The 24611-nt window shown below is 63.6% G+C and carries 26 protein-coding genes; 6 read left to right on the forward strand and 20 right to left on the reverse strand.

From position 1 onward, the window contains the following. Positions 1–57: 57 nt before the first annotated feature. The 4 genes from JQ629_RS24825 to JQ629_RS24840 form a co-directional block, all read right to left on the reverse strand. Positions 58–876 carry a penicillin-binding transpeptidase domain-containing protein gene (locus tag JQ629_RS24825; protein WP_212414879.1) on the reverse strand — a complete coding sequence of 273 codons (819 nt, stop codon included), beginning with the start codon at positions 874–876 and terminating at the stop codon, positions 58–60. 239 nt (positions 877–1115) lie between these two features. Further along, positions 1116–1382, reverse strand: a complete 267-nt coding sequence (locus JQ629_RS24830) for an EscU/YscU/HrcU family type III secretion system export apparatus switch protein (RefSeq protein ID WP_212414880.1) — start codon at positions 1380–1382, stop codon at positions 1116–1118. Next, complete coding sequence (gene fliK, locus JQ629_RS24835) at positions 1379–2959, reverse strand: flagellar hook-length control protein FliK (RefSeq protein ID WP_212414881.1); 1581 nt, start codon at positions 2957–2959, stop codon at positions 1379–1381. The genes JQ629_RS24830 and fliK overlap by 4 nt, the downstream gene beginning before the upstream one ends. Positions 2960–3028: 69 nt before the next feature. Beyond that, the gene (locus JQ629_RS24840) at positions 3029–3805 is read right to left on the reverse strand and encodes an ATP12 family chaperone protein (protein ID WP_212414882.1); all 777 of its coding nucleotides are present in this window, start codon (positions 3803–3805) and stop codon (positions 3029–3031) included. A 147-nt stretch (positions 3806–3952) separates the two neighbouring features. Here JQ629_RS24840 and JQ629_RS24845 point away from each other — a divergent pair, with 147 nt between their 5' ends. Then, positions 3953–4408 carry a hypothetical protein gene (locus JQ629_RS24845; protein ID WP_249135257.1) on the forward strand — a complete coding sequence of 152 codons (456 nt, stop codon included), beginning with the start codon at positions 3953–3955 and terminating at the stop codon, positions 4406–4408. A 1-nt stretch (position 4409) separates the two neighbouring features. On the opposite strand, the gene JQ629_RS24850 is transcribed toward JQ629_RS24845, so the two are convergent. Together JQ629_RS24850 and JQ629_RS24855 are read right to left on the reverse strand one after the other, a co-directional pair. Then, positions 4410–5636, reverse strand: a complete 1227-nt coding sequence (locus tag JQ629_RS24850; RefSeq protein ID WP_212414883.1) for an amidohydrolase family protein — start codon at positions 5634–5636, stop codon at positions 4410–4412. A 137-nt stretch (positions 5637–5773) separates the two neighbouring features. Further along, positions 5774–6973 carry an RluA family pseudouridine synthase gene (locus JQ629_RS24855; RefSeq protein WP_212035189.1) on the reverse strand — a complete coding sequence of 400 codons (1200 nt, stop codon included), beginning with the start codon at positions 6971–6973 and terminating at the stop codon, positions 5774–5776. A gap of 293 nt (positions 6974–7266) precedes the next feature. Here JQ629_RS24855 and JQ629_RS24860 point away from each other — a divergent pair, with 293 nt between their 5' ends. Continuing rightward, positions 7267–8169 (forward strand): alpha/beta hydrolase, encoded by a 903-nt coding sequence (locus JQ629_RS24860; protein ID WP_249135260.1) that lies wholly within the window; start codon positions 7267–7269, stop codon positions 8167–8169. Between the two features lie 6 nt (positions 8170–8175). Here JQ629_RS24860 and JQ629_RS24865 read toward each other — a convergent pair whose 3' ends face one another. The 4 genes from JQ629_RS24865 to JQ629_RS24880 form a co-directional block, all read right to left on the reverse strand. Continuing rightward, positions 8176–8775, reverse strand: coding sequence for a tetratricopeptide repeat protein (locus JQ629_RS24865; protein WP_349631318.1), 600 nt, complete (start codon positions 8773–8775; stop codon positions 8176–8178). A 107-nt stretch (positions 8776–8882) separates the two neighbouring features. After that, positions 8883–10226: a replication-associated recombination protein A gene (locus tag JQ629_RS24870; RefSeq protein WP_212414886.1), complete on the reverse strand. Its 1344-nt coding sequence runs from the start codon at positions 10224–10226 to the stop codon at positions 8883–8885. Beyond that, complete coding sequence (locus tag JQ629_RS24875) at positions 10223–11614, reverse strand: DegQ family serine endoprotease (RefSeq protein ID WP_212414887.1); 1392 nt, start codon at positions 11612–11614, stop codon at positions 10223–10225. Before JQ629_RS24875 ends, JQ629_RS24870 begins: the two co-directional genes overlap by 4 nt. A gap of 74 nt (positions 11615–11688) precedes the next feature. Beyond that, the gene (locus tag JQ629_RS24880; RefSeq protein ID WP_212414888.1) at positions 11689–12066 is read right to left on the reverse strand and encodes a winged helix-turn-helix transcriptional regulator; all 378 of its coding nucleotides are present in this window, start codon (positions 12064–12066) and stop codon (positions 11689–11691) included. Positions 12067–12186: 120 nt separating this feature from the next. On the opposite strand from JQ629_RS24880, the gene JQ629_RS24885 reads away from it, so the two are divergent. The 4 genes from JQ629_RS24885 (at position 12187) to JQ629_RS24900 (ending at position 16433) form a co-directional block, all read left to right on the forward strand. Continuing rightward, a complete protein-coding gene (locus JQ629_RS24885; RefSeq protein WP_212414889.1) occupies positions 12187–13200 on the forward strand; it encodes a zinc-binding alcohol dehydrogenase family protein in 1014 nt (337 codons plus the stop codon). Between the two features lie 128 nt (positions 13201–13328). Continuing rightward, positions 13329–14306: a Bug family tripartite tricarboxylate transporter substrate binding protein gene (locus JQ629_RS24890; protein ID WP_249135258.1), complete on the forward strand. Its 978-nt coding sequence runs from the start codon at positions 13329–13331 to the stop codon at positions 14304–14306. Between the two features lie 7 nt (positions 14307–14313). After that, complete coding sequence (locus tag JQ629_RS24895) at positions 14314–15807, forward strand: amidase (RefSeq protein WP_212414890.1); 1494 nt, start codon at positions 14314–14316, stop codon at positions 15805–15807. Between the two features lie 218 nt (positions 15808–16025). Then, a complete protein-coding gene (locus JQ629_RS24900; RefSeq protein WP_212414891.1) occupies positions 16026–16433 on the forward strand; it encodes a hypothetical protein in 408 nt (135 codons plus the stop codon). A 103-nt stretch (positions 16434–16536) separates the two neighbouring features. Here the strand turns inward: JQ629_RS24900 and JQ629_RS24905 are convergent, their stop codons facing one another. The 10 genes from JQ629_RS24905 to rpmD all read right to left on the reverse strand — a co-directional run bounded on the left by JQ629_RS24905 (position 16537) and on the right by rpmD (position 24582). After that, the gene (locus JQ629_RS24905; RefSeq protein ID WP_212414892.1) at positions 16537–17331 is read right to left on the reverse strand and encodes an SDR family NAD(P)-dependent oxidoreductase; all 795 of its coding nucleotides are present in this window, start codon (positions 17329–17331) and stop codon (positions 16537–16539) included. A gap of 132 nt (positions 17332–17463) precedes the next feature. Next, positions 17464–17880, reverse strand: a complete 417-nt coding sequence (gene rplQ / locus JQ629_RS24910) for a 50S ribosomal protein L17 (RefSeq protein WP_192733846.1) — start codon at positions 17878–17880, stop codon at positions 17464–17466. Positions 17881–18066: 186 nt separating this feature from the next. Beyond that, the gene (locus JQ629_RS24915; protein WP_192733847.1) at positions 18067–19098 is read right to left on the reverse strand and encodes a DNA-directed RNA polymerase subunit alpha; all 1032 of its coding nucleotides are present in this window, start codon (positions 19096–19098) and stop codon (positions 18067–18069) included. A gap of 118 nt (positions 19099–19216) precedes the next feature. Next, positions 19217–19606: a 30S ribosomal protein S11 gene (gene rpsK, locus JQ629_RS24920; RefSeq protein ID WP_192733848.1), complete on the reverse strand. Its 390-nt coding sequence runs from the start codon at positions 19604–19606 to the stop codon at positions 19217–19219. 121 nt (positions 19607–19727) lie between these two features. Continuing rightward, positions 19728–20096 carry a 30S ribosomal protein S13 gene (gene rpsM, locus JQ629_RS24925; RefSeq protein ID WP_192733849.1) on the reverse strand — a complete coding sequence of 123 codons (369 nt, stop codon included), beginning with the start codon at positions 20094–20096 and terminating at the stop codon, positions 19728–19730. Positions 20097–20280: 184 nt separating this feature from the next. After that, a complete protein-coding gene (locus tag JQ629_RS24930) occupies positions 20281–21138 on the reverse strand; it encodes an adenylate kinase (protein WP_212414893.1) in 858 nt (285 codons plus the stop codon). Further along, positions 21135–22343, reverse strand: a complete 1209-nt coding sequence (locus JQ629_RS24935) for a preprotein translocase subunit SecY (protein WP_212414894.1) — start codon at positions 22341–22343, stop codon at positions 21135–21137. The genes JQ629_RS24930 and JQ629_RS24935 overlap by 4 nt, the downstream gene beginning before the upstream one ends. Beyond that, a complete protein-coding gene (gene secY, locus JQ629_RS24940) occupies positions 22340–23671 on the reverse strand; it encodes a preprotein translocase subunit SecY (RefSeq protein ID WP_192733852.1) in 1332 nt (443 codons plus the stop codon). Before secY ends, JQ629_RS24935 begins: the two co-directional genes overlap by 4 nt. Before the next feature lie 147 nt (positions 23672–23818). Beyond that, positions 23819–24307, reverse strand: coding sequence for a 50S ribosomal protein L15 (rplO, locus tag JQ629_RS24945; RefSeq protein WP_212269284.1), 489 nt, complete (start codon positions 24305–24307; stop codon positions 23819–23821). A gap of 83 nt (positions 24308–24390) precedes the next feature. Next, complete coding sequence (rpmD, locus tag JQ629_RS24950; protein ID WP_212414895.1) at positions 24391–24582, reverse strand: 50S ribosomal protein L30; 192 nt, start codon at positions 24580–24582, stop codon at positions 24391–24393. Positions 24583–24611: the final 29 nt, after the last annotated feature.

Here is a 24611-nt window from a genome sequence, read left to right on the forward strand (position 1 = left end):
CTTCGCGCCACCTTCTCCCACAAGGGGAGAAGGGAAGAAAAGCCTGTCCTCAGCTGATCAAATCGCGACGATATCCGCGAGGCATTGCTGCGTCACCGTCATGCGCGCGGCGATGTGGGCGGGCTCCTTGCAATCCATGTTCATCGCGAACACGGTTTGCATGTTGCCCTTCTCGGCCCAGCCGACCATCCAGCCCAGGGACGGCTTGCCCTGCTCGGCGCCCAGCAGACCGCTCTTGGCGCGGATCGTGGCGTCGCCGACTTTCGTTACGGGGAGGATGTCGCGCACCAGATCCTGGCTACGCTTGCCGACCGGCAGCACGCCGCGGCGCAGCCGGTCGATGAAATCGATCTGCTGCACGGGGTCGATGCGCAGCTTGCCGGTCAGCCAGAACTGATCGATGCCGCCGCCGATGTCGCGGTTGCCGTATTCGAACAGGTCGAGATATTTCTGCATCCGCTCTGCGCCGATGCGCCGGGCGATCTCCTGATAGACCGGCACCGCGGAGACCGCGATCGCCGAACGCAGCGTGTGGTCCGTGTTCCACGCCTCGATGCTGCGGGTCACACCGTCCCACTTGAAGATATCCTTGTCGGGGTCCTCGACCACGCCGGTCTCCAGCGCAATCAGCGAATTCGGAATCTTGAAGGTGGAAGCCGGCAGCCTCGCCTCGCCGGAGCGGACCTTGTCGCTGGCGATCATCAGATAATCGTCGACCTTGTAGCCGACGAAGGTACCGACCGTTCCCAGGTCGAAAAACCGTTTTGCCAGATCGTCGCGAAATTCGCTGCGCTGATAGGAGACATTGGCGAAGCTGCGCGAAGGCAAAAGGCTCGCGGCGGCAACAAGTCCGAGCGCATGGCGGCGATTGATCACGGGAGGTATCCGAAACGTTTGAGGAGAGCGGCGGAGGATGCGGATGGCATCGTGGTAAAACGATGACAATAGGTTGCCAGATGCTGGATTTTCCCGATGCCGCCATCCTTCGAGACGCATCGCTTTGCGATGCTCCTCCAGCGATGAGCTTACGCTCACGCGGGGATGAGGTCTGAGACCCTCATGGTGAGGAGCGCGGCAAGGCCGCGCGTCTCGAACCATAAGGCCCCAAACGATAGCTACCGAATCCGCCCCGACAGCCGCAGCACGAAAATCAGCACTTCGGCGACCGCCTTGTAGAGCTCTTCCGGGATTTCGTCGCCGATCTCGACATGCGACAGTGCGCCCGCCAGCACCTCGTTCTCCTCGATCGGGATGTCGTGGGCCTTGGCGAGTTCGATGATCTTGGCGCCGATGGTGCCCTTGCCCTTGGCGACGACGCGCGGCGCGCCTTTCTTGTCGTAGTGCAGCGCGACCGCGAGCTGATTGCGGACCTCGATGCTCATAGCGCGCGGTCCAGGAAATGCCCGGCTTTGGCGGGGGCGGCCTGCGGCGGCGCGCCGTCACGGATCACGATCTCGCCGGGCTGCAGTTCGGCCCGGCTCAGCGCCTGGCTCAATTCCGATGCGCCGGCGCGCAGCTGCGCGGCGGTGGCTGATCGTTCCGCCCACATTCTCACCGAGGTCTTCTCGCCGACCAGCGACACCAGCGCATGAATCGGCCCCGTCGGCTCGACGTCGAGCGAAAACCGCGCCCGCCACACCCGCTTGGCGGCCTCGACGTCGGCGGCGCTGCCGTCGCGGGCAATCTCGAACTGCGCCATCGCCGTGCCCTGCGGCGTCACGAACGGGATTTCGAAATTCCAGCGCGGCGTCGTCGCGTCGACCTTCGGGCCTGTAACATCGATGCGGTCCGGCAGCGAGGCGACCTGCAGCAGGGTCTGCCGCGCAATCGCCGCATCGGTGTCGTCGAGCAGATGATGCGCCGTGGTGGCGAGCGGCGCGTCCGGCGCGAGCGAGGGTAACGCGACCGGCTGCGCCGTCGGGGATGCGCCGCGAAACGGCGGCGGCGGCGTATTGGTGTGAACGGTGACGTCGTCGCCGACAGCCGCCTTCGATAGTGTTGCCGTGCGCGCGGGAGTGCCGAGTTGCTGCAGCGCTTCCTGCAGCAGGTTCATGGTCGCGCCCGCACTCGGTCCGGAATTGAGGGCCTGGGCGAGCGCGCCCTGCAGGCCACCGCGCGTTTGGGCAGTTTCCTGAGCCACAGGTAGCCGCGCCTGCGGCAGCAGGATTTCGTGGACGTCGAGATCGGGAGTCCCAGAAGGCGCAAGGCTGGGGGCGGCATTCGGCAAACCGGCCTGGGCCGGCGCCGCTTTCGTGGTCACCGTTGCGTCCCCGCCGAGCGCCGATTGCAGCGTCTGGCGCAGCACGATCAGCGCGGCCTTGAGATCGGGCGCGCCCGACGATGGCACCGCGCCCGAGGCCAGCGACGCCTCGAGGAAAATTCCGGATTTCTGGAACGCGGTCTTGATGTCACCGCCGTCGAGATTCTGGTCGAGGCTGGTCTGTTGCGCCAGCACCTGCGCGATGGCCGCTTGCAGTTTCGGCGGCAGGTTGGCGGATGATACCGCGGCGCCGAGATTGGCGAATAATGGCGCGAGACTGTCCTGCTCGGTCGCCGCACTCTGCGCCGCGACCGACACCGCCGCGCGCTCCAGCGGCGTCAGGACGTTTTTGGAGGGGGCTACGATTGTCGGCCGGTTGGCCGCGGCATCTACCAGCGCCTGCGGCGACAGCGTGACGGCATCATTGGCGACGCCACCCTGCCCGACCAGTGCAAGCCTGATTCCGTCCTTGGTCTGCGACACCGCCAGTTGCAGCGACTGTCCCGCCTGCAGCGGAATCTCCGTGGCCACATCGATAGAGAGCGCGGCGATGGCGATCCGCACCAGATTGGCGTCGAGAACCTTCAGGACCTGCGCATTGACCACACTGCCCTGCGCCAGCACGAGCTCGGGCGCCACACCGCCGACCTCTTGGGCGGCAAGCACCGGAAGCACCGAATTGTTGATAGAGATCGCCATATCAGAGGTCTCGGCCAGGGCTTGAGGCTACCCCGGCGTCGTAAACCTCTCGTTAACCGACCACCTGATTCAGGGCTTCAAGGCCTTCAGAATGGTGACCGCGGCGGTGAAATCGACCAGCCGGGCTGCCCTGCGGGCCGCGACTTCGTCGTCTATGCCCCATTTTTCGATGTTCCAGTCCTCGTCGACATGGGCGGCGGCCCAGACCTCGTCGGCGTTGCGTACGCCGTGGAAGAGCGCCAGCGCGAGCAGCGCCGAGCCCGTCAGTGTCGTCACCACATGCAGCGCCGCGACCGACCAGGGATCGCCTGGAAACACCGCTCGTGCCGCCTGGATCGCAGGCTCCGGCTGGGTGACGTGCACGATCCCCTCGGCCAGCATGAAATGCGCGCCGAGTTCGTTGGCGGCCCAGAACACCACGGGGTCCCAATGCGCGGCTTCTTTTGCGACCAGCGCTTCGGGATGGCCGGCGCGATAGAACAGCAAATCGGTGCCGAGATATTTCGCGACGTCGTCGGCGACGGCGTCGACGCGATCGATCACCCCTTCGCCAACGCTGTTGGCGAACCGCGTCAACGGCATCGTCAGGGGGCTGATGGTCTCGACTTGCGCATTCCATTCCGCCGCGATCGCCTCCGCGATAACAGCGTTGGGCGCGACGACATGGCGGCCGGAGGGCGTGCGGATCGGCTTGCCGTCGAGCGTGACGGTAAAGCCACCATCCGCCTCGCCGACGCCGGCACTGGTATAAAAGCGCTTGCGCTGCGGCACGCGCGTCGCGCGCCGCACCGCCTCCTCGGGGTCGAACGGAGACTGGCCGGCCACTTCATCGAATAATTCACGCATCCGCGCCTTATAGCGCTTTTGGGCGAAATGGACACCGGTTCAGCGGAGAAAACACCCCAATTCGAGCCGCCCGGAAGGCTTTCGCCTGATGTCATTTACCGGCAAAATAGGCCCGGTGAAACCAGGATAAGGCCCGAGACAGAGCCCATGAAAGCCGCGAAATTCCTTGCTGCGATCCTGATTTCGACGGCTGTTTTGGCCGCCCTGCCCGCGCAAGCCGGGTTCCGCACGCCGGAATCCCTGGTCCGCAATGTCTACGCCTATTACGGCAAGGGCTCGTCGGACCTCTCGAAGGGATTGCCGCGCAGCGCCGAAATCGCGGAGCAGTTTTTCGACCGCAGTCTTCGAAGCGCGTGGATCGCCCCGCGCGAGGCGCCGTACGATTTCATGGTGCAGAGCCCGAGCTGGAAAATCGGCCCGGTCTCGACAAAAATCCTGCGCACGGAATTCGACAAGACCTATGTCACCGCCAGCTTCAATAATAACGGCCGCGCCGTCACGCTGAATTTCATCGCCGTCAAGGGGCCTGACGGCTGGGTGATTTCGGACATCGAAAGCCCGCACGATTCACTGCGGCTGTTTCTCGCGCAGTTCAAGCGCTAGCTCAGGGTTTCTGATAGATCACCCTGCCCGCGCGGATGGTGTAAGCGACCTTGGCGAGGTTGCGAACATCGGTCATGGGATCGCCTTCCAGAACCGCGAAATCCGCGTCAAAGCCCTTTTCAAGCCTGCCCTTCTTCGGCGCCTTGAAATATTTGGCGGGATTGGTCGTCAGCGTTGCCAGTACTTCGCGTTCCGAAAGCGCGCGGTGCATCAGCTCGTATTCGAGCGACGTGTCATAGAGCTTGATGAAACCGACATCGGTTCCAAACAGCACGACGCCGCCATTCTCCGAAAACTGCTTGAGTTGATGGACGGTGGCAGCAATGATGCGGGCCGTAACGGCGGGGTCGAGCACGATCGTCGTGAAAAGCGACAGCGTCGGCGTCAGTGCAATACCCTGCGATTTGAACTGCGCGAGTTGCTCCGGCGTGTAGCCGCCGCGTTGACTGGGAACGGTGTGCGCCATGACATCGACGCCGGCGGCGATCACGGTTTCGACGCCGACCGTATTTTGCGGATGGGCAAATACCGGTTTGCCCTCGGCATGGGCGACATCGACCGCAGCTTTGGCGACGGCAGTGTCCATGTTCACGACGGGCTTGTCGCCCATGAATGCTCCGGTAAACAGCTTGATGCCGTTATGGCCCATCGCGAGAAAGTCGCGTGCCCTCTTTGCCGCTTCATCCGGGGTCGCCACTTCGGGGACCTCCACCTCGGGCGGCACATAAATGGGATGGCCGCCCTTGGGATACATATTGCCGGCAAGCAGAATGTTGGGACCTGCGACATTGCCGGCGTTGATACGCGCGCGCAGCGGCAGGGAAGCTCTGGGGTCGGAGCCGAGATCCCATACCGTGGTGAAGCCCCATTTGGTCAGCATGTCCCGCATCGGCGCTTCAAGTGCCGCGGCCGGCGCGCTTGCTGCGTCTTTCCATACCTCTTCCGTGAAATGAACGTGGCTGTTCCAGAAGCCGGCAACAACGGTCTTGCCGGTGCAATCGATCACGCGGGCATCCTGCGGGACTTGCACTTCGCTGCGGCTGCCGATCGCGGTGATGACGCCGTCGGTCGCTACAACCACCGCATCGGCAAGCGGCGTTGTGTCGGGCGATGCGTAGACGCGGCCACCGACGAGCGCGAAAGTTTCCGCTCTGGCTGGCGCGCCGAGCGAGGCAGCCTCACCCAGAAGAAAACAGAAAAACGCAGCGCGGAGCCAAGTCGCGGTCATATACCGATCCCTTGTTCACGATGGCAGCCTGGCGCCAAAACAAACCGGACCGGGCGATAGCTGATTAGCACGCCCTCGATTTGATCGTTGTTGCGCTCCCGAAAAGTTGATGGCGGCGCATGGACGGATCGAACGCCCTACTCCTCCGGCGCGTTCTCGATCGGATCGAAGCGGTCGGCCTCGAGGCCAAGCAGGTTCCAGGATTGCAGCATGTGCGGCGGCAGCGGCGCGGTCGCGTCGATCACGCCGCCACGCGGATGCGGGATCACGATCCGGCGCGCCAAGAGATGCAGGCGGTTCTGGATGCCGCCCGGCAGGTCCCAGTTTTCCTTGTTGAAGTATTTGGGATCGCCGACGATGGCATGGTCGATATGCGCCATATGCGCGCGCAATTGATGGGTTCGCCCGGTCACCGGCTTCAGCGACACCCAGGCGAGTTTTTGCGCCGAGGTCTCGACCACAGCATAGTAGGTTACCGCGTGGCTGGCGCCTTCGTCGCCATGCTTGGCGATCCGCATGATGGTGTCGTCCTCGCTCTCTTCCTTGGCGAGATAGGTCGAGATGCGGCCCTGCTTCGGCTTCGGAACGCCCGCCACCATCGCCCAGTAGATCTTTCGCGCCGAGCGATGGCGGAACGAGCCGGTCAGCGCGGTGGCGGCAAAGCGCGTTTTTGCGATCAACAGACAGCCCGACGTTTCCCGGTCCAGCCGGTGCACCAGTCTTGGTTTTTGTCCCTTGGCATCGCGCATCACTTCCAGCATGTCGTCGACATTGCGCGTAATGCCGGAGCCGCCCTGCACCGCAAGCCCCGCGGGCTTGTTCAGCACCATGACGTCGGCGTCCTCGAACAGGATCATGTCCTTGAGCGCCTGCAGCGTCTTGGTCGCGGCTTCCGAGAGCGTGCCGCCGACCTTCGGCGTATCGAGCTTGAGCGGCGGAATCCGGATGCTCTGCCCCTCCTCGATCCGGTCCTTGCTGTCGGCGCGCTTGCCGTTGACGCGCAGCTCGCCTTTACGGACGATGCGCTGGATGTGGGAGAACGACAGGCCCGGAAAACGCGCCTCGAGAAAGCGGTCGACGCGCATGTTGTTCTCGTCCGCGGTCACCACCACGGTCTGGACCTTGGTCGGCAGCGGCGGCGGCTCGGCGACCACTTTCTCCGGCTCCGGAACATAGGGCGCCGGTTTCGGCGCGCGGGGCGCCGCGGCTGCAAAGCGCGCCGGCGGTTTGCCGCCCGGACGATGGGCCGGCCGCTCGGCTTTCGAGCCCCGATAGGGACGCGCGCCCTTGGGGCGGTCGCCCGCCGGGCGGAGAGGTTTTTTGACGCGACGGCTCATGATTGGCTTGGCTCCGGATAAGGTCGTTGCCTAGCGCAAATGCAGCGAATCGTCACGGTGAATCAGCCCGTTCCGGGGAATGTCGGAGCAAAACCCGGCCGATCCGGCTTCAATTTCCGCTGCATTTGGCCTCGCGCCAGATCCACCTGATACTCGTGTGCGCGTGCGGAAGCTTGTCAGCCTTGTCGGCGGCCAGGCGGCAGCGGCCGGATTATGGTTTAGAAGCAAATGGGAGTAGCGGGATGAAATCGACGACATGGGCCGTGAAGGTGTTCCTGGGCGTGATCGCAGCCATGTGGGCGGGTTCAGCCCTCGCACAGCAGCCCCCGATGTCGGAAGATCTGGCGTGGAAGCTGCTGGAGCTCGGGCGCACCATCGACCCGCCCAAGACGGCCGCGCTCTACGCGCCGATGCAGCAAAAGGAGCCCTATGAGGGCGTCAAGACCGAGCGCGACGTCAAATACGGCGCGGCGGAGCGGCATCTGCTGGACGTGTTTACGCCGGACACCAATTCATCCGCGCGGCCGGTGCTGATCTTCATCCACGGCGGCGGCTTTGTTGCCGGCAACAAGCGCAATCCCGGCAGTCCCTTTTACGACAACATCATGCTGTGGGCGGTGAAGAACGGCTTCGTCGGCGTCAACGCCACCTACCGCCTGGCGCCGCAATTCGTGTATCCAGCCAGCGCCGAAGACCTTGCGTCCGTGGTGCAATGGGTGACCGAGAAAATCCGCGAGCGTGGCGGCGATCCCGATCGTATCTTCCTGATGGGGCAATCCGCCGGCGCGGTGCATGTCGCCAACTACGTATCGCATCCCGAGCTTCACAAGGTGAAAGGCGGCGGCCTCGCCGGCGCGATCATGGTCTCCGGTATCTACGACCTGACGGCATCGCCGGTCGGCGACGCCGAGATCACCTATTTCGGTTCCGATCCCTCGCGCTATGCCGAGCGATCCTCGCTGCGAGGCTTGCTGGAGACAAAGATTCCGTTGATGGCCACTGCCGCCGAACTCGATCCACCGCGCTTCATCGAGCAATACGAATTGCTGAAACAGGCCACCTGCAAAAGCGCCGAGGGGTGCGCGCGCACCTTCATGCTGCCGCAGCACAGCCACATGTCGGAGGTCTACGCGATCAACACCGCGGATACGCGGCTGACTGATGAGATTATGGAGTTCGTGAAGGCGGGGAAGTGACGGATCTCACTTGCACTGCGCGTCATTCCGCAACCGGTTGAGATCGACGCTCGCGTTGCTGGATGGACGCTGTTTCATCGCCACGTCGGCCGCCGCGCAGGCAGCCTCGCGGTCGCCATTTTGCAGGCGGGCGTGGGCAAGATTGATCCAGGCGTCGCCGAAGTCCGGCGTGTCCTTGACCGCCTGCTCCAGCACCGGCTGCGCCTCCTTTGGCCGCTTGGCGACCAGCAGCACCCGGCCGTAGTCAGCATTCAGCATCTTCAACGGATTGGGCTGCTTCTGCGCAATCCGGAATAGCTCTTCGGCGTAGTCGGGATCCTTGAAGCGGATTTGCGCGATCGCCGCCAGGCCGTGATAGACGACGCTCTGTTCGGGAGCGACGAGGTAGGCCTGGTTGAATCGCAGTGCAGCTTCGGGGTACTTGCCCGATCCAAGCGCCCGCCAACCACGCTTGACCACTTCGTCCAGGGCCTTCTCCTTGGTCCCGGTCGCCTGCACCAGCGCCTTGACGAACTTGTCGTCCTCCTCCCGCTCCGCGTCGGTCTTGGCTGCGAATCCAAAGAACGGCTGCTCCTTGCTCGGCGCCGCATAGGTACGCTTCGTCACCTGTATCCCCGGCGCAACTTCCACGGTGTCAGCCAACGCGGAATGCGCAAACCCCACGGCAAGAAGGGCGCACGCGAAAGCGAACAAGCCACGGCACTTCAGACCAATCATTCAGCACTTCCCCCGCCGCGCCCGCGCCGCAGCTTCGCCCAATAGTCCAGCCGCTTGCGGATTTCGCGCTCGAAGCCGCGGTCGGGCGGATCATAAAATGTCTGGCGTCCCAGCGCGTCCGGGAAATAGTCCTGGCCGGAAAACGCATCGGGCGCATCGTGGTCGTATTCGTAGCCGGAACCGTAGCCTTCCGACTTCATCAGCTTGGTCGGCGAGTTGAGAATGTGTTTTGGCGGCAGCAGCGAACCGCCCTCCTTCGCCGTGCGCATCGCCGCGCCGAAGGCCTTGTAGGCGGCGTTCGATTTCGGCGCGGTGGCGAGATAGATCACGGCCTGCGCGATCGCCAGTTCGCCCTCGGGATGGCCGAGGAAATCATAGGCGTCCTTGGCGGCGTTGCAGATCACCAGCGCCTGCGGATCGGCAAGTCCAATGTCCTCGACCGCCATGCGCACCACCCGGCGCGCCAGGAACAGCGGGTCTTCGCCGGCGTCCATCATGCGCGCGAGATAATACAGCGCCGCATCCGGATCGGAGCCGCGCACCGCCTTATGCAGCGCCGAGATCAAATTGTAGTGGCCGTCAGCGGATTTGTCGTAGATCGGGGCGCGGCGCTGCAGGATGTCCTGCAACTTCTCGGCATTGAAGACTTCGCCCTTGCGCGCGGCGCGCCAGACTTCTTCGGCGAGCGTCAGCGCGGCGCGGCCGTCGCCATCGGCCATCCGCACCAGCACGGCGCGGGCCTCGGCATCAAGCGGCAGCTTTTTGCCCTCGATCTTTTCGGCATGGGCGTAGAGCTGCTCCACCGCCACCGCATCAAGTGAATGAAACACCAGCACGCGCGCCCGCGAGAGAAGCGCCGCGTTGAGTTCGAACGACGGATTTTCGGTGGTTGCGCCGACCAGCACCACGGTGCCGTCTTCCATCACGGGCAAAAACGAATCCTGCTGCGCACGGTTGAAGCGATGCACCTCGTCGACGAACAGCAGCGTGCCCTTGCCGGTCTCGCGGCGGGCGCGCGCGGCATCGAACACTTTCTTCAGATCGGCGACGCCGGAAAATACCGCGGAGATCTGCTCGAAATGCAGTTCGGTGGCATCGGCGAGCAGCCGCGCCACCGTGGTCTTGCCGGTGCCGGGCGGTCCCCAGAACACCAGCGAGCCCAGCGTGCGCGTTTCCAGCATTCGCGTCAGAGCGCCGTCGGGGCCGAGGATGTGATCCTGGCCGACGACATCTGACAATGACTGCGGGCGCAGCCGGTCCGGCAGCGGACGCGGCGCGTCCTGCTCCATCCCTGCCGCGGCAAAGAGATTGGCAGCTTCGCGTGGCTGCTTCGGGCTCATCCGCCGAGCGTCACGTTGATCTGCTGGCCGCCGCGCACCACCGTGATGCGCCAGATCCGCGCCGAGGTCTTGGACGCCTTGTCGAGATCGCTGGTCTTGGCGATCTTCTGGCTATTGACCGCGAGGATGATGTCGCCCTTCTGGAAGCCGACGCCGGCGGCCGTTCCGCCATCGGCGAGATCGATCACGACGACGCCTTCGGTCGAAGCGTCCAGCCGCAGTTCATCGGCCACCGCCGGCGAGATATTGGCGACCTTCGCGCCCTGGAACGGCGAGCGCGCGGTCAGCACGATCTCGTCGCGATTGGTGTCGGGCGCGGTTTCCAATGGCATCGTCAGCTTCACGGTCTTGCCGGCGCGCTGCACGTCGATCTGCGCCGAACCACCCAGCGGACGGGTGGCAAAGCGATAGTCGAACGCGTTGGGATCGTCGATCACCTGTCCATCGATGGCCACGATCAGGTCGGACAGTTTCAATCCGGCGCGCGCTGCCGGGCTGTTCGCCGCGACGTTGGCGACCAGCGCACCGGTCGGCGACTTCAGCCCCAGCGTCTCCGCGATCTCGGGCGTCACCGCCTGCAACCTGGCGCCGAGATACGGGCGCTTCACCGCCTTGCCGCCGCTCTTGGCGGAGGCCACGACCACGCGCACCATGTTGGCGGGAATCGCAAAGCCGATGCCCTGCGAGCCGCCGGAGCGCGAGAAAATCGCGGTGTTGATGCCCGCAAGCTTGCCGGTCATGTCAACCAGCGCGCCGCCGGAATTGCCGGGGTTGATCGCGGCATCGGTCTGGATGAAGAACTGGTAATCGGTGATGCCGACTTGCGTGCGCGCCAGCGCCGAGATGATGCCTTGCGTCACGGTCTGGCCGACGCCAAAAGGATTACCGATCGCGAGCACGACGTCGCCGACCAGCAATTCGTCGGAATTGGCAAAGTCGATCGTCGTGAATTTCTCCTTGGAGTCCTTGATGCGCAGCACCGCCAGATCGGTGCGGCTGTCTTTCAGCACGATCTCGGCTTCGAATTCGCGCTTGTCGGCCAGCGATATCTTGACCTGATCGGCGCCTTCGATGACGTGGTTGTTGGTGACGACGAGGCCGGAGGCATCGACCATCACGCCCGAACCCAGCGAACGCTGCATCTGCTCGGGCTGCTGGCCGGGCACGCCGAAGAAGCGGCGGAAAATCGGATCGTCCAGCAAGGGATTGCGGTTCTGCACGGTCTTGGCGGCATAGACGTTGACCACCGCCGGCTGCACCCGCTGCACGATCGGCGCAAAGGACAGCCGCAGCTCGGCTCCCGACGACGGCACGCGGCGGTCCTGCGCCAGCGCCGGCGTGGCAACGATCGCGGAAACCAGGAGCAGGGCAAGAGAGCGAATCAACATGCAAGAAATCCCGTAATTTGGTGCGTCAGATATAGGTGCGAGGCGGCAACGAGAGAAGACAAAGCGGTACACAACTACGCTGCGCGATCGGGCGCTTTGATGGTTTCCGGCGCAGGTCCACAGGACAGCCTGTCCCGATGGCTCTCCCCCCACGCCTTCAGCGTATCGATCACGGGGCGCAGGCTCTCGCCGAGCTCCGAGAGGGTATACTCGACCCGCGGCGGCACCTCGGCATAGACCTTGCGGACCACCAGTTTGTCATCCTCCAGCGCGCGCAGCTGCTTGGTCAGCATGCGCTGGGTAATGCCGGGCATCCGCCGCCGCAACTCCCCAAATCGCTGGGTGCCGGCCTGCAGGTGGAACAGGATCACGCCCTTCCACTTGCCGTCGATCAGATCGAGCGTGGCTTCCACCGCGCAGCCCGGCCGATGGGCAAAATTCCGCCTTTTCATGCGTTATTTTCCAATAGTATCCAAACAGGGACTAGTTCCCCGATTTTACAGTACTTGCCAAATTGATGCCAGCGCGACAGGTAGGCTGAAGTCGTCGCTTCGAACAGGAGACCCCCAGCCATGAAGGCCGTCGGATACCAAAAATCGCTCCCGATCGAGGACGCGAATTCGCTGATCGATTTCGAGACCGCCAAGGGCGAGCCGAAAGGCCGCGACGTCAGAGTCGCCGTGAAGGCGATCTCGGCCAACCCGGTCGACTACAAGGTCCGCAAGCGCGCCGCGCCGCCCGAAGGCGAGAGCAAGATTTTGGGTTATGACGCCGCCGGTGTTGTCGATGCGGTCGGGCCGGACGTGACGCTGTTCAAGCCGGGCGATGAAGTGTTCTACGCCGGCTCGATCCTGCGCCAGGGCACCAATTCGGAATTCCACCTGGTCGATGAACGCATCGTCGGCCGCAAACCGAAATCACTCTCCTTTGCGCAGGCCGCCGCGCTTCCCCTCACCTCGATCACCGCCTGGGAATTGCTTTTCGATCGCCTCGGCGCGGTGCCGGGCAAGAGCGTCGATCCGCGCACGCTATTGATTACCGGCGGCGCCGGTGGCGTCGGCTCGATCCTGATCCAGCTCGCGCGCCGCCTCACGGGCCTCACCGTAGTTGCCACCGCGACCCGGCCGGAATCGCAAAAATGGTGCCTCGATCTCGGCGCGCATGCCGTGATCGATCATGGCAAGCCGATGAAGGAGCAGATCGAGCAGCTGAAAGTGCCGCCGGTCGCGCTCGTCGCGAGCCTCACCCACACCGATCAGCACTACAAGGGAATCGCTGACCTGATGGCGCCGCAGGGCAAGTTCGGCCTGATCGACGATCCCCCGGAATTCACCATGAGCGCCTTCAAGGGCAAGGCGATCTCAGTGCACTGGGAATCGATGTTCACGCGCTCGTCGTTCCAGACGCCGGACATGATCGCCCAGCATATGCTGCTGAACGACGTCGCCGACCTCATCGACAAGGGCGTGCTGCGCACCACGCTCGACCAGGCCTTTGGCACCATCAACGCTGCCAACCTCAAACGCGCGCATGCGCTTCTGGAGAGCGGCAAGTCGCGCGGCAAGATCGTGCTGGAGGGATGGTAGCGGGCCCATAATTGGGTTGATCGGGGAGCCGATTCAGGGGACTCTTGTTCCTTCGATCCGGGACGACTGTCACCATAACCCCGGCGCGAATTGCCGGGGTTTAGGTAAGACAGGAGTACGTGTTCGACATGATACGGAAGTTTCTATTGGCCGCGATGGCGTCGGCCGGCCTGATCGGAAGCGCCAACGTGGCGGTGGCGCAGGCGAACTATCCCGAAAAGCAGCTCCAGTTGATCCTGCCCTTCCCGGCCGGCGGGGCCTCCGATGTCGTCGGCCGCATTATCGCCAGCGAACTGGAAGGGCGGCTCCGCAAGCCGGTGATCGTCATGAACCGCCCCGGCGGCGGCACCACCATCGGCGCACGGGAGGCGGCCAATGCCGCGCCGGATGGTTATACGTTGTTCTTTTCCTCGAACTCTACCTTCACCCTGCAGAACGCGGTCAAAGAGACCGTGCCCTTCGACAGCGCCAGGGATTTCGAGCCGATCGGCCAGATCGGCACCATCGGCATGGTGCTGGTGACCCATCGCGACAACCCGATCAAGGATGTCGCCGCCCTCGTCGCCGCCGCCAAGGCCAATCCCGACAAGCTGTCGCTGGCTTCCTTTGGCGCGGCGACCATTTCCCATTTTGCCGGCGAACTGTTCAAGTCGAGCGCCGGCATCAAGATGGTGCACCTGCCCTACAAGGGCAGCGCGCCGGCGATGAACGATCTGATCGGCAAGCATATCGAGTATCACGTCGACACGGTGATCGCGGTCAAGCCTCAGGCCGAGGCAGGCACCGTACGGCCGCTCGCCATCTTCTCTGCCAAACGCTCGACGTTCCTCCCGGATGTTCCGACGCTCGCCGAACTCGGCTATCCCAAGGCCGACATCATCTCCTGGGGTACATTGGTCGTGCCAAAGGGAACGCCCGCCGCGATCCGCGACAGGCTGGCGGGGATGCTTGAAGAGGCGATCGCGACCCCGGCGGTGATCGAGCGCTTCCAGAAGGTCGGATTCGAGCCTGCGTTCAAGCGCTATACGGACTGGCCGGGATTCGTCGGCAAGGAAATCGGCGAGATGAAGGCGCTGGCGCAGGCCGCAGGTATCAAGGAGGAGTGATCCTGATATGACCGAACCCTGCGACCTCTCCGCGGTGACGGCGCGGGCGCTGATCGGCGAGCGCAAGCTTTCGCCGGTCGAACTGCTCGATAGCTGCATCGGCCGCATCGAGGCGATCGATCCGGCGGTGAACGCCATGATCGCGCGTGGGTTTGATTCTGCGCGCGCGACGGCGCGACAGAGCGAGGCCGCTGTGATGCGCGGCGATCAGCTCGGCCCGCTGCACGGGCTGCCGCTGGGGGTCAAGGACCTGATCGACGCCAAGGGACTGCCGACGAGTTTCGGCAGCGTGCTGTTCGCCGACAATATTGCCAGGAGCGACGAAGCCATCGTCGCGATGCTCAGGCGCGCCGGAGCTGTTGTCGTCGGCAAGACCAACGTCCCCGAATGGGGCGCGGGCGGCAACACCCGCAACGCGCTGCATGGCGCGACGGGCAATCCCTTCGACCCCGATCGGTCCGCAGCCGGCTCGTCCGGCGGATCGGCGGTGGCGCTTGCCACCGGCATGGTGCCGCTGGCGACCGGCTCCGACACCGGCGGATCGGTGCGCAATCCCGCCGCCTTTTGCGGCGTGGTGGGATTCCGTCCCTCGCCCGGGTTGATTGCAAGCAACAGCCGCAACATGGCCTGGCTGCAAATCTCGCAGCTCGGCCCGATGGCACGCACCGTTTCGGACACCTGCCTGATGCTGTCCTGCATGCTGGACCGCGACGCGCGGGATCCGCTTTCTGCGATCCTTCACGCCGGCGGCTCGCCAGCGCCATCAGCCTATCGCGACCCACCGGCGACCGACCTTGGCGCTCTGCGAATTGCGGCAACGACCGACTTCGGCTTCGCGCCAACGGAGCGCGCGATCGCCGAAACCTTCAGGACCAAGCTTGCAACCTTCGGATCGGCGTTCCGCAGCGTCGAATGGACCCATCCGGATTGCAGCAATGCCGACGACGTGTTCGCGGTCCTGCGCGCGGTCGCCTTCCTCGGCCGCCACCGCGAACTTGCGGAAAAACATCCGGACAAGGTCGGCCCCAACATTCGCGACAACGTGGCCGAGGGCCTCGGCTATTCGGCGCTCGACGTCGCGCGCGCACTGTCGATGCAGACCGAGATGTATCGGCGCTGGCAGAAGTTTTTCGGCGAGCACGATTTCGTTCTCGCGCCCGCGATCACGATCAGCCCGCGACCGTGGTCGGAATTATACCCTGCCGTCATCGATGGCAGCCCGACAAAATCCTATTTCCACTGGCTGGCGATGGCCTATGCGGTCACCAATGTCGGACATCCCGCGGTGGCGATACCGGCGGGCCGCGACGGCGCCGGAATGCCGTTCGGTATCCAGGTGATCGGACCGCGAGGCGGCGATCTCGCGACGCTGTCGGTGGCCCGCGGGATCGAGGCGCTGCTGTCAGCCAATCCGGCGACCGCCCGTCCCGTTCCCGACCTCGCCTGGCTGGGCCGCCAGAAGCCGATTGCCGGCAAGCCGGGATTCCGCGATTTCGGCTGACGATGCAGGCATCGCGGGCGCCACGCGCAGCGCGGGGTTCCAGCCGGCCAGGGAGCGCCCTGGGCCTTGCAAAGGCGGCATGCGGAGCCGCCTGAACCGGCGTTCATGAATATTAAAATCTGCCGCCCAGCCGTCCGGCCGCTTGCCGCGTGCAACGAACTTCACTTGAATAGGTTTGTTGAATGTCTGGTTTGCGGATTTACGGAAAGGAGTGTTCCATGAGGAAAGCACCTTTGATTCTGGCACTTGCGGCCGTCCTCGGTCTGACGGCGGTCGCGGCGCCCTCGCCCGCGGAAGCGCGCTGGCGCGGCGGCGGATTTTTTCCGGGGATCGCTGGCGGACTGCTGGCGGGAGCGGTGATCGGCGGCATTGCGTCGAACGCTTACGCCTACGGTCCAGGCTACGGGTATTACGGCCCAGGCTACGGGTACTATGGCGGCGGCTACGCGCCAGCGTATTACGGCGGCGGGTACGCGCCCGCCTATTATGGTGGCGGTTACGCACCGGCCTACTACGGCGGCTACTATGGCGGTCCCTATGTTCGCCGCGTATATCGTCCGGTCTACGCCTACGGTCCGCGCTACTACGGTCCACGGTACCATCGCGCTTACTACCGCCGCTGGTAGTTGCACTAAAAAGGGCCGCCCGAAATGGCGGCCCTTTTTGTCTTAGGCAGTTCGCGTTAGTCGGATATGCGACGCCGCGCCGTGCACACACGCCGGCGCCGCCTCACGCGATGGTTTGCACGATCCCGCCTTCGACACGGAGCGCGGCGCCGTTGGTGGCGGAGGCTTCCTTCGAGCTGACATACACCACCATGTTGGCGATCTCCTGAACGCTGGCAAAGCGCTGCAGCAGCGAGGTCGGGCGATGCTGTTTCACGAAGCTGGAAGCCGCCTCTTCCACCGACTGGCCATTCTGCTTTGCCAGATCCCTGACGAAGGTCTCGACGCCCTCCGACATCGTCGGCCCCGGCAATACCGAGTTGACCGTCACCGCGGTGCCACGGGTCAGTTCCGCAAGGCCCCGCGCAACCGCGAGCTGCGCGGTCTTGGTCATGCCGTAATGGATCATCTCCTTTGGAATATTCAACCCGGATTCCGAGGAAATGAAAACGATGCGGCCCCAATTGCGCGTCAACATGCCCGGCATATAGGCGCGCGACAGCCGCACCCCCGACATCACATTGACCTCGTAGAAGCGGCTCCAGTCCTCGTCGGGAATATCGAAGAAGCCCTTGGGCTCGAATATCCCGGCATTGTTGATCAGGATGTCGACGCTGGGCAACGCGGCCAGCAGCGCCTTGCATCCCGCAGCGGTCGATACATCGGCGGCCACGCCGTGGACCTTGGCGCCGGAAACGGCCTTGGTGATCGCCGCTGACGCGGCATCGACCTTGGCTTGCGAGCGTCCATTGACGACCACGCTGGCGCCGGTCGCGGCGAGGCCCTTGGCGATAGCGTGTCCGATGCCGGCGGTCGAGCCCGTCACCAGCGCGGTTTTTCCCGAAAGATCGATGTTCACTGGATATCTCCCTTCATTGATGACGGAGATATCGGAAGCGGCGGACGTGGCCGCAATCGCTGGTCACCTGCAGGTGATGCCAAAAAAAAGCGGCGCCGAAGCGCCGCTTTTGGAAACTGATTTCGGAAAACCTTACGCCGCTTCGGCGGACTTTTCCTGCACCGGGCCGGAGTCCTTGCCCTTGGCATCGACGTCGCGGTCAACGAATTCGATCACGGCCATCGGGGCGTTGTCGCCGTAGCGGAAGCCGGCCTTGATGATGCGGGTGTAGCCGCCCTGGCGGTCCTTGTAGCGGGACGCCAGCACGTCGAACAGCTTCCTGACCTGATCCTTGTCGCGCATTTCGGAGATCGCCTGGCGGCGCATGGCGAGACCGCCTTTCTTGCCGAGCGTGACGAGCTTCTCGACGATCGGGCGCAATTCCTTGGCCTTCGGCAGCGTGGTGACGATCTGCTCGTGCTTGATCAGCGCCGCGCACATGTTGGCGAACATCGCTTTCCGATGCTCGGCGGTGCGGTTGAGCTTCCGGTGAACCTTGCCGTGACGCATGTTGAATTCCTCAATACTTATTCTGTCGCGACGGTTCGTCGGACTTGTTGCTCAGGTGGGCCGCCTGCGTTCGCCCGGTGTCATTCCGGACGTCGCGAAGCGGCGATCCGGAATCTCGAGATTCCCCGATGCGCAATTGCGCATCTGTGGTTCGATGCTGACGCATCGCCCCGGAATGACTAAGTCTCAATAGTGGTCTTCGAAGCGCTTGGCGAGCTCGTCGATGTTCTCCGGCGGCCAGCCCGGCACTTCCATGCCGAGATGCAGACCCATCTGGGCCAGCACTTCCTTGATCTCGTTCAGCGACTTGCGGCCGAAGTTCGGGGTACGGAGCATTTCCGCTTCCGACTTCTGCACGAGGTCGCCGATGTAGACGATGTTGTCGTTCTTCAGGCAGTTTGCCGAACGCACCGACAACTCCAGTTCGTCGACCTTCTTGAGGAACGCCGGGTTGAACGCGAGATCGGGGATGATCTCCTGCGCCACTTCCTTGCGCGGCTCTTCGAAGTTCACGAACACGTTGAGCTGATCCTGCAGGATGCGGGCGGCATAGGCCACCGAATCTTCCGGCGTGATCGCACCATTGGTTTCGATCGTCATGGTCAGCTTGTCGTAGTCGAGGATCTGGCCCTCGCGGGTGTTCTCGACCTTGTAGGAGACCTTGCGGACCGGAGAGAACAGGCTGTCGACCGGGATCAGGCCGATCGGCGCGTCTTCCGGACGGTTACGCTCGGCGGCGACGTAGCCCTTGCCGGCAGCGACCGTGAATTCCATGCGGATTTCCGCGCCCTCGTCCAGCGTGCAGATCTGCAGGTCGGGATTGAGCACCACGACGTCGCCGACGGTCTGGATGTCGCCGGCGGTGACGACGCCCGGGCCCTGCTTCTTCACGACCATACGCTTGGGGCCTTCGCCCTGCATCTTGATCGAGATGTCCTTGATGTTGAGCACGATGTCGGTGACGTCCTCGCGAACGCCCGCGATCGAGGAGAACTCGTGCAGCACGCCGTCGATGTGCACCGACTGCACAGCTGCACCCTGCAGCGACGACAGCAGGATGCGGCGCAGCGCGTTACCGAGGGTCTGGCCGAAGCCGCGCTCGAGGGGTTCTGCGACAACGGTCGCAAACCGGGCCGCATCGGTGCCCGGCGTTACCTGCAGCTTGTTCGGTCGGATAAGTTCTTGCCAATTTTTCTGGATCGTCACTGTGTCACCCATGTGTCAGTCCTTTGGGCCAGTCGTGCCCGCAACTGACGTTGGAGATCGCGGATCAGCCCGCGGCTGTCGAAATTCCAAGGCAATCGCGCGGCGGATAAATCCGCCCGCGACCAAAAAATCAAACGCGCCGACGCTTGCGCGGACGGCAACCATTGTGCGGGATCGTCGTCACGTCGCGAATCGATGTGACGGTGAAGCCCGCCGCCTGCAGCGCGCGAAGCGCCGACTCACGGCCCGAACCGGGGCCCGCAACTTCCACTTCCAGCGTGCGCATGCCGTGTTCCTGCGCCTTCTTGGAAACGTCTTCGGCCGCGACCTGCGCGGCATAGGGGGTCGACTTGCGCGAACCCTTGAAGCCCATCGTGCCGGCCGACGACCAGGCAATGGTGTTGCCCTGCGCGTCGGTGATGGTGATGGTCGTGTTGTTGAACGACGAATTCACATGCGCGATGCCGGAGGCGATGTTCTTGCGTTCGCGGCGGCGTATGCGGGTGGCTTCCTTGCCCATTCCAAAACCTTTCCTGTGATCTCAAACGCCGCCGTAGTGCCAGCGGCTACACCTAAAACGCGAAAAGCAGACGGTGAGGAGCGAATGGAAATTCGCCGCCTCGCGTCAGCTGTTCGCGAGCTTATTTCTTCTTGCCGGCAATCGACTTGGCCGGGCCCTTGCGCGTGCGCGCATTGGTGTGGGTGCGCTGGCCGCGCACCGGCAGGCCGCGGCGATGACGCAGGCCGCGATAGCAGCCGAGGTCCATCAGACGCTTGATGTTGATGCCGACTTCACGACGAAGATCGCCCTCGACCAGATAGTCGCGGTCGATGACTTCGCGGATCTGCAGAACTTCCTGGTCGCTGAGCTGGCTGACGCGGCGCTCGGCGGGAATCTTCACCTTCTCGATGATCTCGGCCGCGTTCTTCTGGCCGATGCCATGGATGTACTGGAGCGCGATCAAGACGCGCTTGTTGGTCGGGATATTCACGCCGGCAATACGGGCCACGGACTTCTCTCCTGTCACCGATCCCTCGCGGACCGGGCTATGTTCTTGCTAACTCGGGCAGGTGTCCGCAAACGCGAACACGACGCCCGTCCCCTCAGATTCTTTGGGGCCCGGCATCGTCTGAAACTATCCGACTTGGATGCGGGGCTTATTAAAGGATTCAACTCGGTTTCGTCAACCGTCTCTATCGTTTAGCTCGCTTTTTCGTGACCTTTTTCACGGCCTTCTTGGCGGGCTTTTTGACCGCCTTTTTGGCCGTTTTCTTGCCAGTTTTCCTGGTCGCCTTTTTGGCCTTTTTTGCCCCCTTGGAGGCCGATTTGGCGGCCTTTGGAGCGGATTTGGCGGCCTTCTTGGCTGTTTTGGCAGGCTTTTTGCCAGATGGCTTGGCGGTCTTCCTGGCGCCTGCCTTGGCCTGTTTGGCCGGGGCTGAAGCCTTGACCGGCTTGGGTTCCACCGCGCCGATCGCGGACAGGATCCGGTTAATTTCCCGGGTGACGTGCTCGATGGTCATCATGCCATCGACCGTGAGCAGCTTCCGCCGCTCCGAATAGTAGTGAATCAGCGGCTCGGTCAGGGTCCGGTAGCTCGCCAGCCGCTTCGACAGCACCTCCGGAGTGTCGTCGATTCGGACCTCCTCGCCCCTCGCCCGCATCTCGGCGACGCGACTCTCGACGCGGTCGAGCAGCGCGCTCTCGTTGACGCGCAGTTCGATCACGGCGTCGAGCTTGATGTGCTTCTTCTTCAGCAGCTCATCGAGGGCGGCGGCCTGCGGCACCGTGCGCGGAAAGCCGTCGAGGATGAAACCGTTCTTCATGTCGGGCTGGTCGAGGCGGTCGGAGATGATGCCGATTACGATTTCATCCGGCACCAGCGACCCGCTCGCCATGATGTCCTTGGCCTGCAAGCCGATCGGCGTCTGGGCGGCCACCGCAGCGCGCAGCATCTCGCCGGTGGAGAGCTGGATCAGGTCGTGTTTGTGGACCAGCCGTTGCGCCTGGGTCCCCTTGCCCGCACCCGGCGGCCCCAAAAGGATCAATCTCATGACAATTCGCCCCCCGGGTTGGTGAGCGAATGCCCGCGCACCTGCGTTTTGATATCAAGGATAGTGCAAACCACAATCAGCGCCGACCCACCACCAAAAAGAAAGGGCAGCTTACCGTAAGCCACCAGGGCTTCCGGAATCAGCGACACGGCCACGAGGTAGACGGCTCCGACGAAGGTCGTCAACGTCACGACGCGATCGAGATGGTCGGCGGTGGGTTCGCCCGGCGCCACGTCTGTAATCGCGCCGCCCCGCTTGTGCAAGACCTCGGCGATGCGCGCGGGATCAAGCACATAGGCGGTATAGATGAAAGCCAGCACGAAGACCGCAATGGATCCGAGGATCATGTGGAGCGGCCGGGCGAACTGGATGTGGTCGTAGGCGACGGCGAGCGTCGGTGTCTGGCCGAAGGCCAGGGTCGCAAGCACCAGCGGAAGATAGAAAATCCACGGCGTCACGGTGGCCGGGATCAGGAACCCGGCGCTGTTGATCTTGATCGGCAGCACCGAGGAGCGCGCGGGAAGCAGGCGTGTTCCCGCCTGGCGCGCGGCATATTGCACCGGCACGTTCCGCCGCGCGCCTTCGACGAGCACGATGACAGCGACGCCCACGACCGCGAGGATCGCCAGCAGCAGCAGAAGGCTGCCGGAGATCGCGCCCTGTCCCAGCAGCTGGAATGTGGCGGCAATATCTGCCGGAAGCGAAACGATGATGCCGACGAACAGAATGAGCGCGAGCCCGTTGCCGATCCCGTGACGGGTGATCTGTTCGCTGAGCCAGACCAGGAAGAACACGCCGCCCACCATCGTTGCAGTGGCCGACAGCAGGAACCAGCCGCCGGGCTCGGTGACGAGGCCGGGAACGTCCTGAAGACCGGACGCGACGCCGAAGGCCTGGAATGCCGCAAGCAGCAGCGTCAGGATCAGCGTGAAGCGGGCAATCTTGCGGCGGCCGGCCTCACCCGATCGTTCGAGCGCGCTCAGCCTGCCCCACACCACAGCGACAAGCTGCATGACGATCGCGACACTCAGATAGGGAATGATGAAGAGCGCGAAAATCGAAATGCGGGCGGCAGCGCCCGATGAAAGCAGCAGGCCTGCCTGCATCTGTGGCGAGAGGCCCGTAAGCGGGATATGAGTGCCGAGCCGGAAGATGAGCAGCGCGCCGATCGTGATCGCGATCCGGCGCGGCAGCTCAGACTTCATCGACGGCGACCCTTGAGCTTGGATTTACGAATCAGCCCTTCATACTGATGGGCGAGCAGATAGCCCTGCACCTGCGCCACCGTATCCATCGTCACGCTGACGACGATCAGAAGCGAGGTTCCGCCAAAGTAAAACGGCACCGCGGCGTAGGAGATCAGAACTTCAGGAATCAGGCAGACGATGGCGAGATAGATCGCGCCGAGCACCGTAACGCGCGACAACACGTAGTCGATATATTCGGCGGTACGCTCACCCGGACGGATGCCGGGGATGAAGCCGCCATGCTTCTTCAGATTGTCCGCGGTCTCGGTCGGATTGAACACGATCGCGGTATAGAAGAACGCGAAGAACACGATCAGCGCGAGATAACAGAACAGGAATAGCGGACGGCCGTGGCTGAGCTGGGTGTTGAGCCACTGGAACCACTCCGGACCCTTGCCGGCGTTGAAGTTGGCAACCGTGGTCGGCAGCAACAGCAGCGATGAGGCGAAGATCGGCGGGATCACGCCCGAGGTGTTGAGCTTGAGCGGCAGATGCGAGGACTGGCCCTCGAACATCTTGTTGCCGACCTGGCGCTTCGGATACTGGATCAGGAGCCGCCGCTGCGCGCGTTCCATGAACACGATGAAGGCGATCACGACGACCGCCATCACGATCACGACCAGGATCAGGGCGGTCGACAGCGCACCCTGACGGCCGAGTTCGAGCATGTTGGCGAGCGCCGAGGGCAACTCGGCGACGATGCCGGCCAGGATGATCAGCGAAATACCGTTGCCGATGCCGCGCGAGGTGATCTGCTCGCCAAGCCACATCAGGAACATCGTGCCGCCGGTCAGCGTGATCGCGGTGGAGATCAGGAAGAACGGCCCGGGCTCGCTGACGACGTTACCGGCGCCCTGCAGGCCGACCGCGATGCCATAGGACTGGAACGCGGCGAGGATCACCGTAAGATAGCGGGTATACTGGTTCAGCGTCTTGCGGCCGGCCTCGCCTTCCTTCTTCAGCGCCTCGAGCTGCGGCGAAACCGTGGTCAGAAGCTGGATGATGATGGACGCCGAGATGTACGGCATGATGTTCAGGGCGAAGATCGCCATGCGGTTGATACCGCCGCCGGCGAACATGTTGAACATGCCGAGAATACCGCCGGCCTGGGACTTGAACACCTGCTCCCAGGCCGCGGGATCAATGCCGGGCAGCGGAATGTAGGTGCCGAGCCGATAAACAAGCAGCGCACCCAGTGTGAACCAGATGCGCTTCTTCAGTTCGTCGGCTTTGCCGAGCGCAGAGAAATTGAGGTTTGCCGCGAGTTGTTCTGCTGCTGAGACCATGTCTAGGCTTTCTCCCGCCGTCCCTCACGCCGCGGGCCCCTGATGGGGCCCATCGGCAGACGCCGGACATTATTTGGTGCTCGGCTTCGATAAGTCCATCGTTCAATCGGCGCATTGCCCGCGCCGCGGCGGGCAATGACGCAGATGTTACGCCGCCTCGCCTTCTTCCTTCTTGGCCGGAGCCAGAACCTTCACCGTACCGCCAGCCTTTTCGACCGCCGCAATCGCGGATTTCGAGGCGCCATGCACCTCGATGGCGAGCTTGGCCTTGATTTCGCCGCGGCCGAGCAGCCGCAGGCCATCCTTGGCGCGGCGCAGCACGCCGGTCTTCACCAGCGATTCGGCGGTGACGGTTTCGTTGACATCGACCAGCTTGGCATCGATCGCGTCCTGCAGGCGGTCGAGATTGATCTCGGCGAAATCGAGCTTGAAGATGTTGTTGAAGCCGCGCTTCGGCAGGCGCCGATGCAGCGGCATCTGGCCGCCCTCGAAGCCCTTGATGCGCACGCCCGAACGCGCGGTCTGGCCCTTGCCGCCGCGGCCCGCAGTCTTGCCCTTGCCTGAACCGATGCCACGGCCGACGCGCATGCGCTTCTTGCGCGAGCCGGCGTTGTCGGCGATATCGCTGAGCTTCATCGCGAAATTCCCTTATCTATGGAGCATGATCTTGACCGAAAACCGGTCCCCACTTTTCGGGATCATGCTCCTCCCTGTCTTGCTTACTCGCCGACGACGCGGACGAGATGTTGAACCTTGCTGATCATGCCGCGAATTGCAGGCGTATCCTGCAGCTCGGAAACCCGGCCGATCTTGTTGAGCTTGAGGCCGATCAGCGTCGCACGCTGCGAGTGGTGGCGGCGGATTGCGCTGCCAGTCTGCTCGACCTTGATCATCTTTGCGGCCTTGGCCATCGTCTTGACTCCGAACGGCGCGGGAAGCT

This window comes from Bradyrhizobium sp. AUGA SZCCT0222, assembly GCF_018130205.1.
GTDB lineage: Bacteria > Pseudomonadota > Alphaproteobacteria > Rhizobiales > Xanthobacteraceae > Bradyrhizobium.

Bases quoted from the DNA above. Each gene is read 5' to 3' on its own strand.
- rplO (WP_212269284.1), bottom strand. From the start codon at position 24,307: ATGAAGCTCAGCGATATCGCCGACAACGCCGGCTCGCGCAAGAAGCGC.
- JQ629_RS24880 (WP_212414888.1), bottom strand. From the start codon at position 12,066: ATGAAAAGGCGGAATTTTGCCCATCGGCCGGGCTGCGCGGTGGAAGCC.
- rpmD (WP_212414895.1), bottom strand. From the start codon at position 24,582: ATGGCCAAGGCCGCAAAGATGATCAAGGTCGAGCAGACTGGCAGCGCA.
- JQ629_RS24895 (WP_212414890.1), top strand. From the start codon at position 14,314: ATGACCGAACCCTGCGACCTCTCCGCGGTGACGGCGCGGGCGCTGATC.
- JQ629_RS24830 (WP_212414880.1), bottom strand. From the start codon at position 1,382: ATGAGCATCGAGGTCCGCAATCAGCTCGCGGTCGCGCTGCACTACGAC.
- JQ629_RS24900 (WP_212414891.1), top strand. From the start codon at position 16,026: ATGAGGAAAGCACCTTTGATTCTGGCACTTGCGGCCGTCCTCGGTCTG.
- JQ629_RS24860 (WP_249135260.1), top strand. From the start codon at position 7,267: ATGTGGGCGGGTTCAGCCCTCGCACAGCAGCCCCCGATGTCGGAAGAT.
- rplQ (WP_192733846.1), bottom strand. From the start codon at position 17,880: ATGCGTCACGGCAAGGTTCACCGGAAGCTCAACCGCACCGCCGAGCAT.
- JQ629_RS24845 (WP_249135257.1), top strand. From the start codon at position 3,953: ATGAAAGCCGCGAAATTCCTTGCTGCGATCCTGATTTCGACGGCTGTT.
- secY (WP_192733852.1), bottom strand. From the start codon at position 23,671: ATGGTCTCAGCAGCAGAACAACTCGCGGCAAACCTCAATTTCTCTGCG.
- JQ629_RS24875 (WP_212414887.1), bottom strand. From the start codon at position 11,614: ATGTTGATTCGCTCTCTTGCCCTGCTCCTGGTTTCCGCGATCGTTGCC.
- JQ629_RS24915 (WP_192733847.1), bottom strand. From the start codon at position 19,098: ATGGGTGACACAGTGACGATCCAGAAAAATTGGCAAGAACTTATCCGA.
- JQ629_RS24840 (WP_212414882.1), bottom strand. From the start codon at position 3,805: ATGCGTGAATTATTCGATGAAGTGGCCGGCCAGTCTCCGTTCGACCCC.
- JQ629_RS24935 (WP_212414894.1), bottom strand. From the start codon at position 22,343: ATGAAGTCTGAGCTGCCGCGCCGGATCGCGATCACGATCGGCGCGCTG.
- JQ629_RS24870 (WP_212414886.1), bottom strand. From the start codon at position 10,226: ATGAGCCCGAAGCAGCCACGCGAAGCTGCCAATCTCTTTGCCGCGGCA.
- JQ629_RS24885 (WP_212414889.1), top strand. From the start codon at position 12,187: ATGAAGGCCGTCGGATACCAAAAATCGCTCCCGATCGAGGACGCGAAT.
- JQ629_RS24855 (WP_212035189.1), bottom strand. From the start codon at position 6,973: ATGAGCCGTCGCGTCAAAAAACCTCTCCGCCCGGCGGGCGACCGCCCC.
- JQ629_RS24890 (WP_249135258.1), top strand. From the start codon at position 13,329: ATGATACGGAAGTTTCTATTGGCCGCGATGGCGTCGGCCGGCCTGATC.
- JQ629_RS24850 (WP_212414883.1), bottom strand. From the start codon at position 5,636: ATGACCGCGACTTGGCTCCGCGCTGCGTTTTTCTGTTTTCTTCTGGGT.
- fliK (WP_212414881.1), bottom strand. From the start codon at position 2,959: ATGGCGATCTCTATCAACAATTCGGTGCTTCCGGTGCTTGCCGCCCAA.
- rpsK (WP_192733848.1), bottom strand. From the start codon at position 19,606: ATGGGCAAGGAAGCCACCCGCATACGCCGCCGCGAACGCAAGAACATC.
- JQ629_RS24930 (WP_212414893.1), bottom strand. From the start codon at position 21,138: ATGAGATTGATCCTTTTGGGGCCGCCGGGTGCGGGCAAGGGGACCCAG.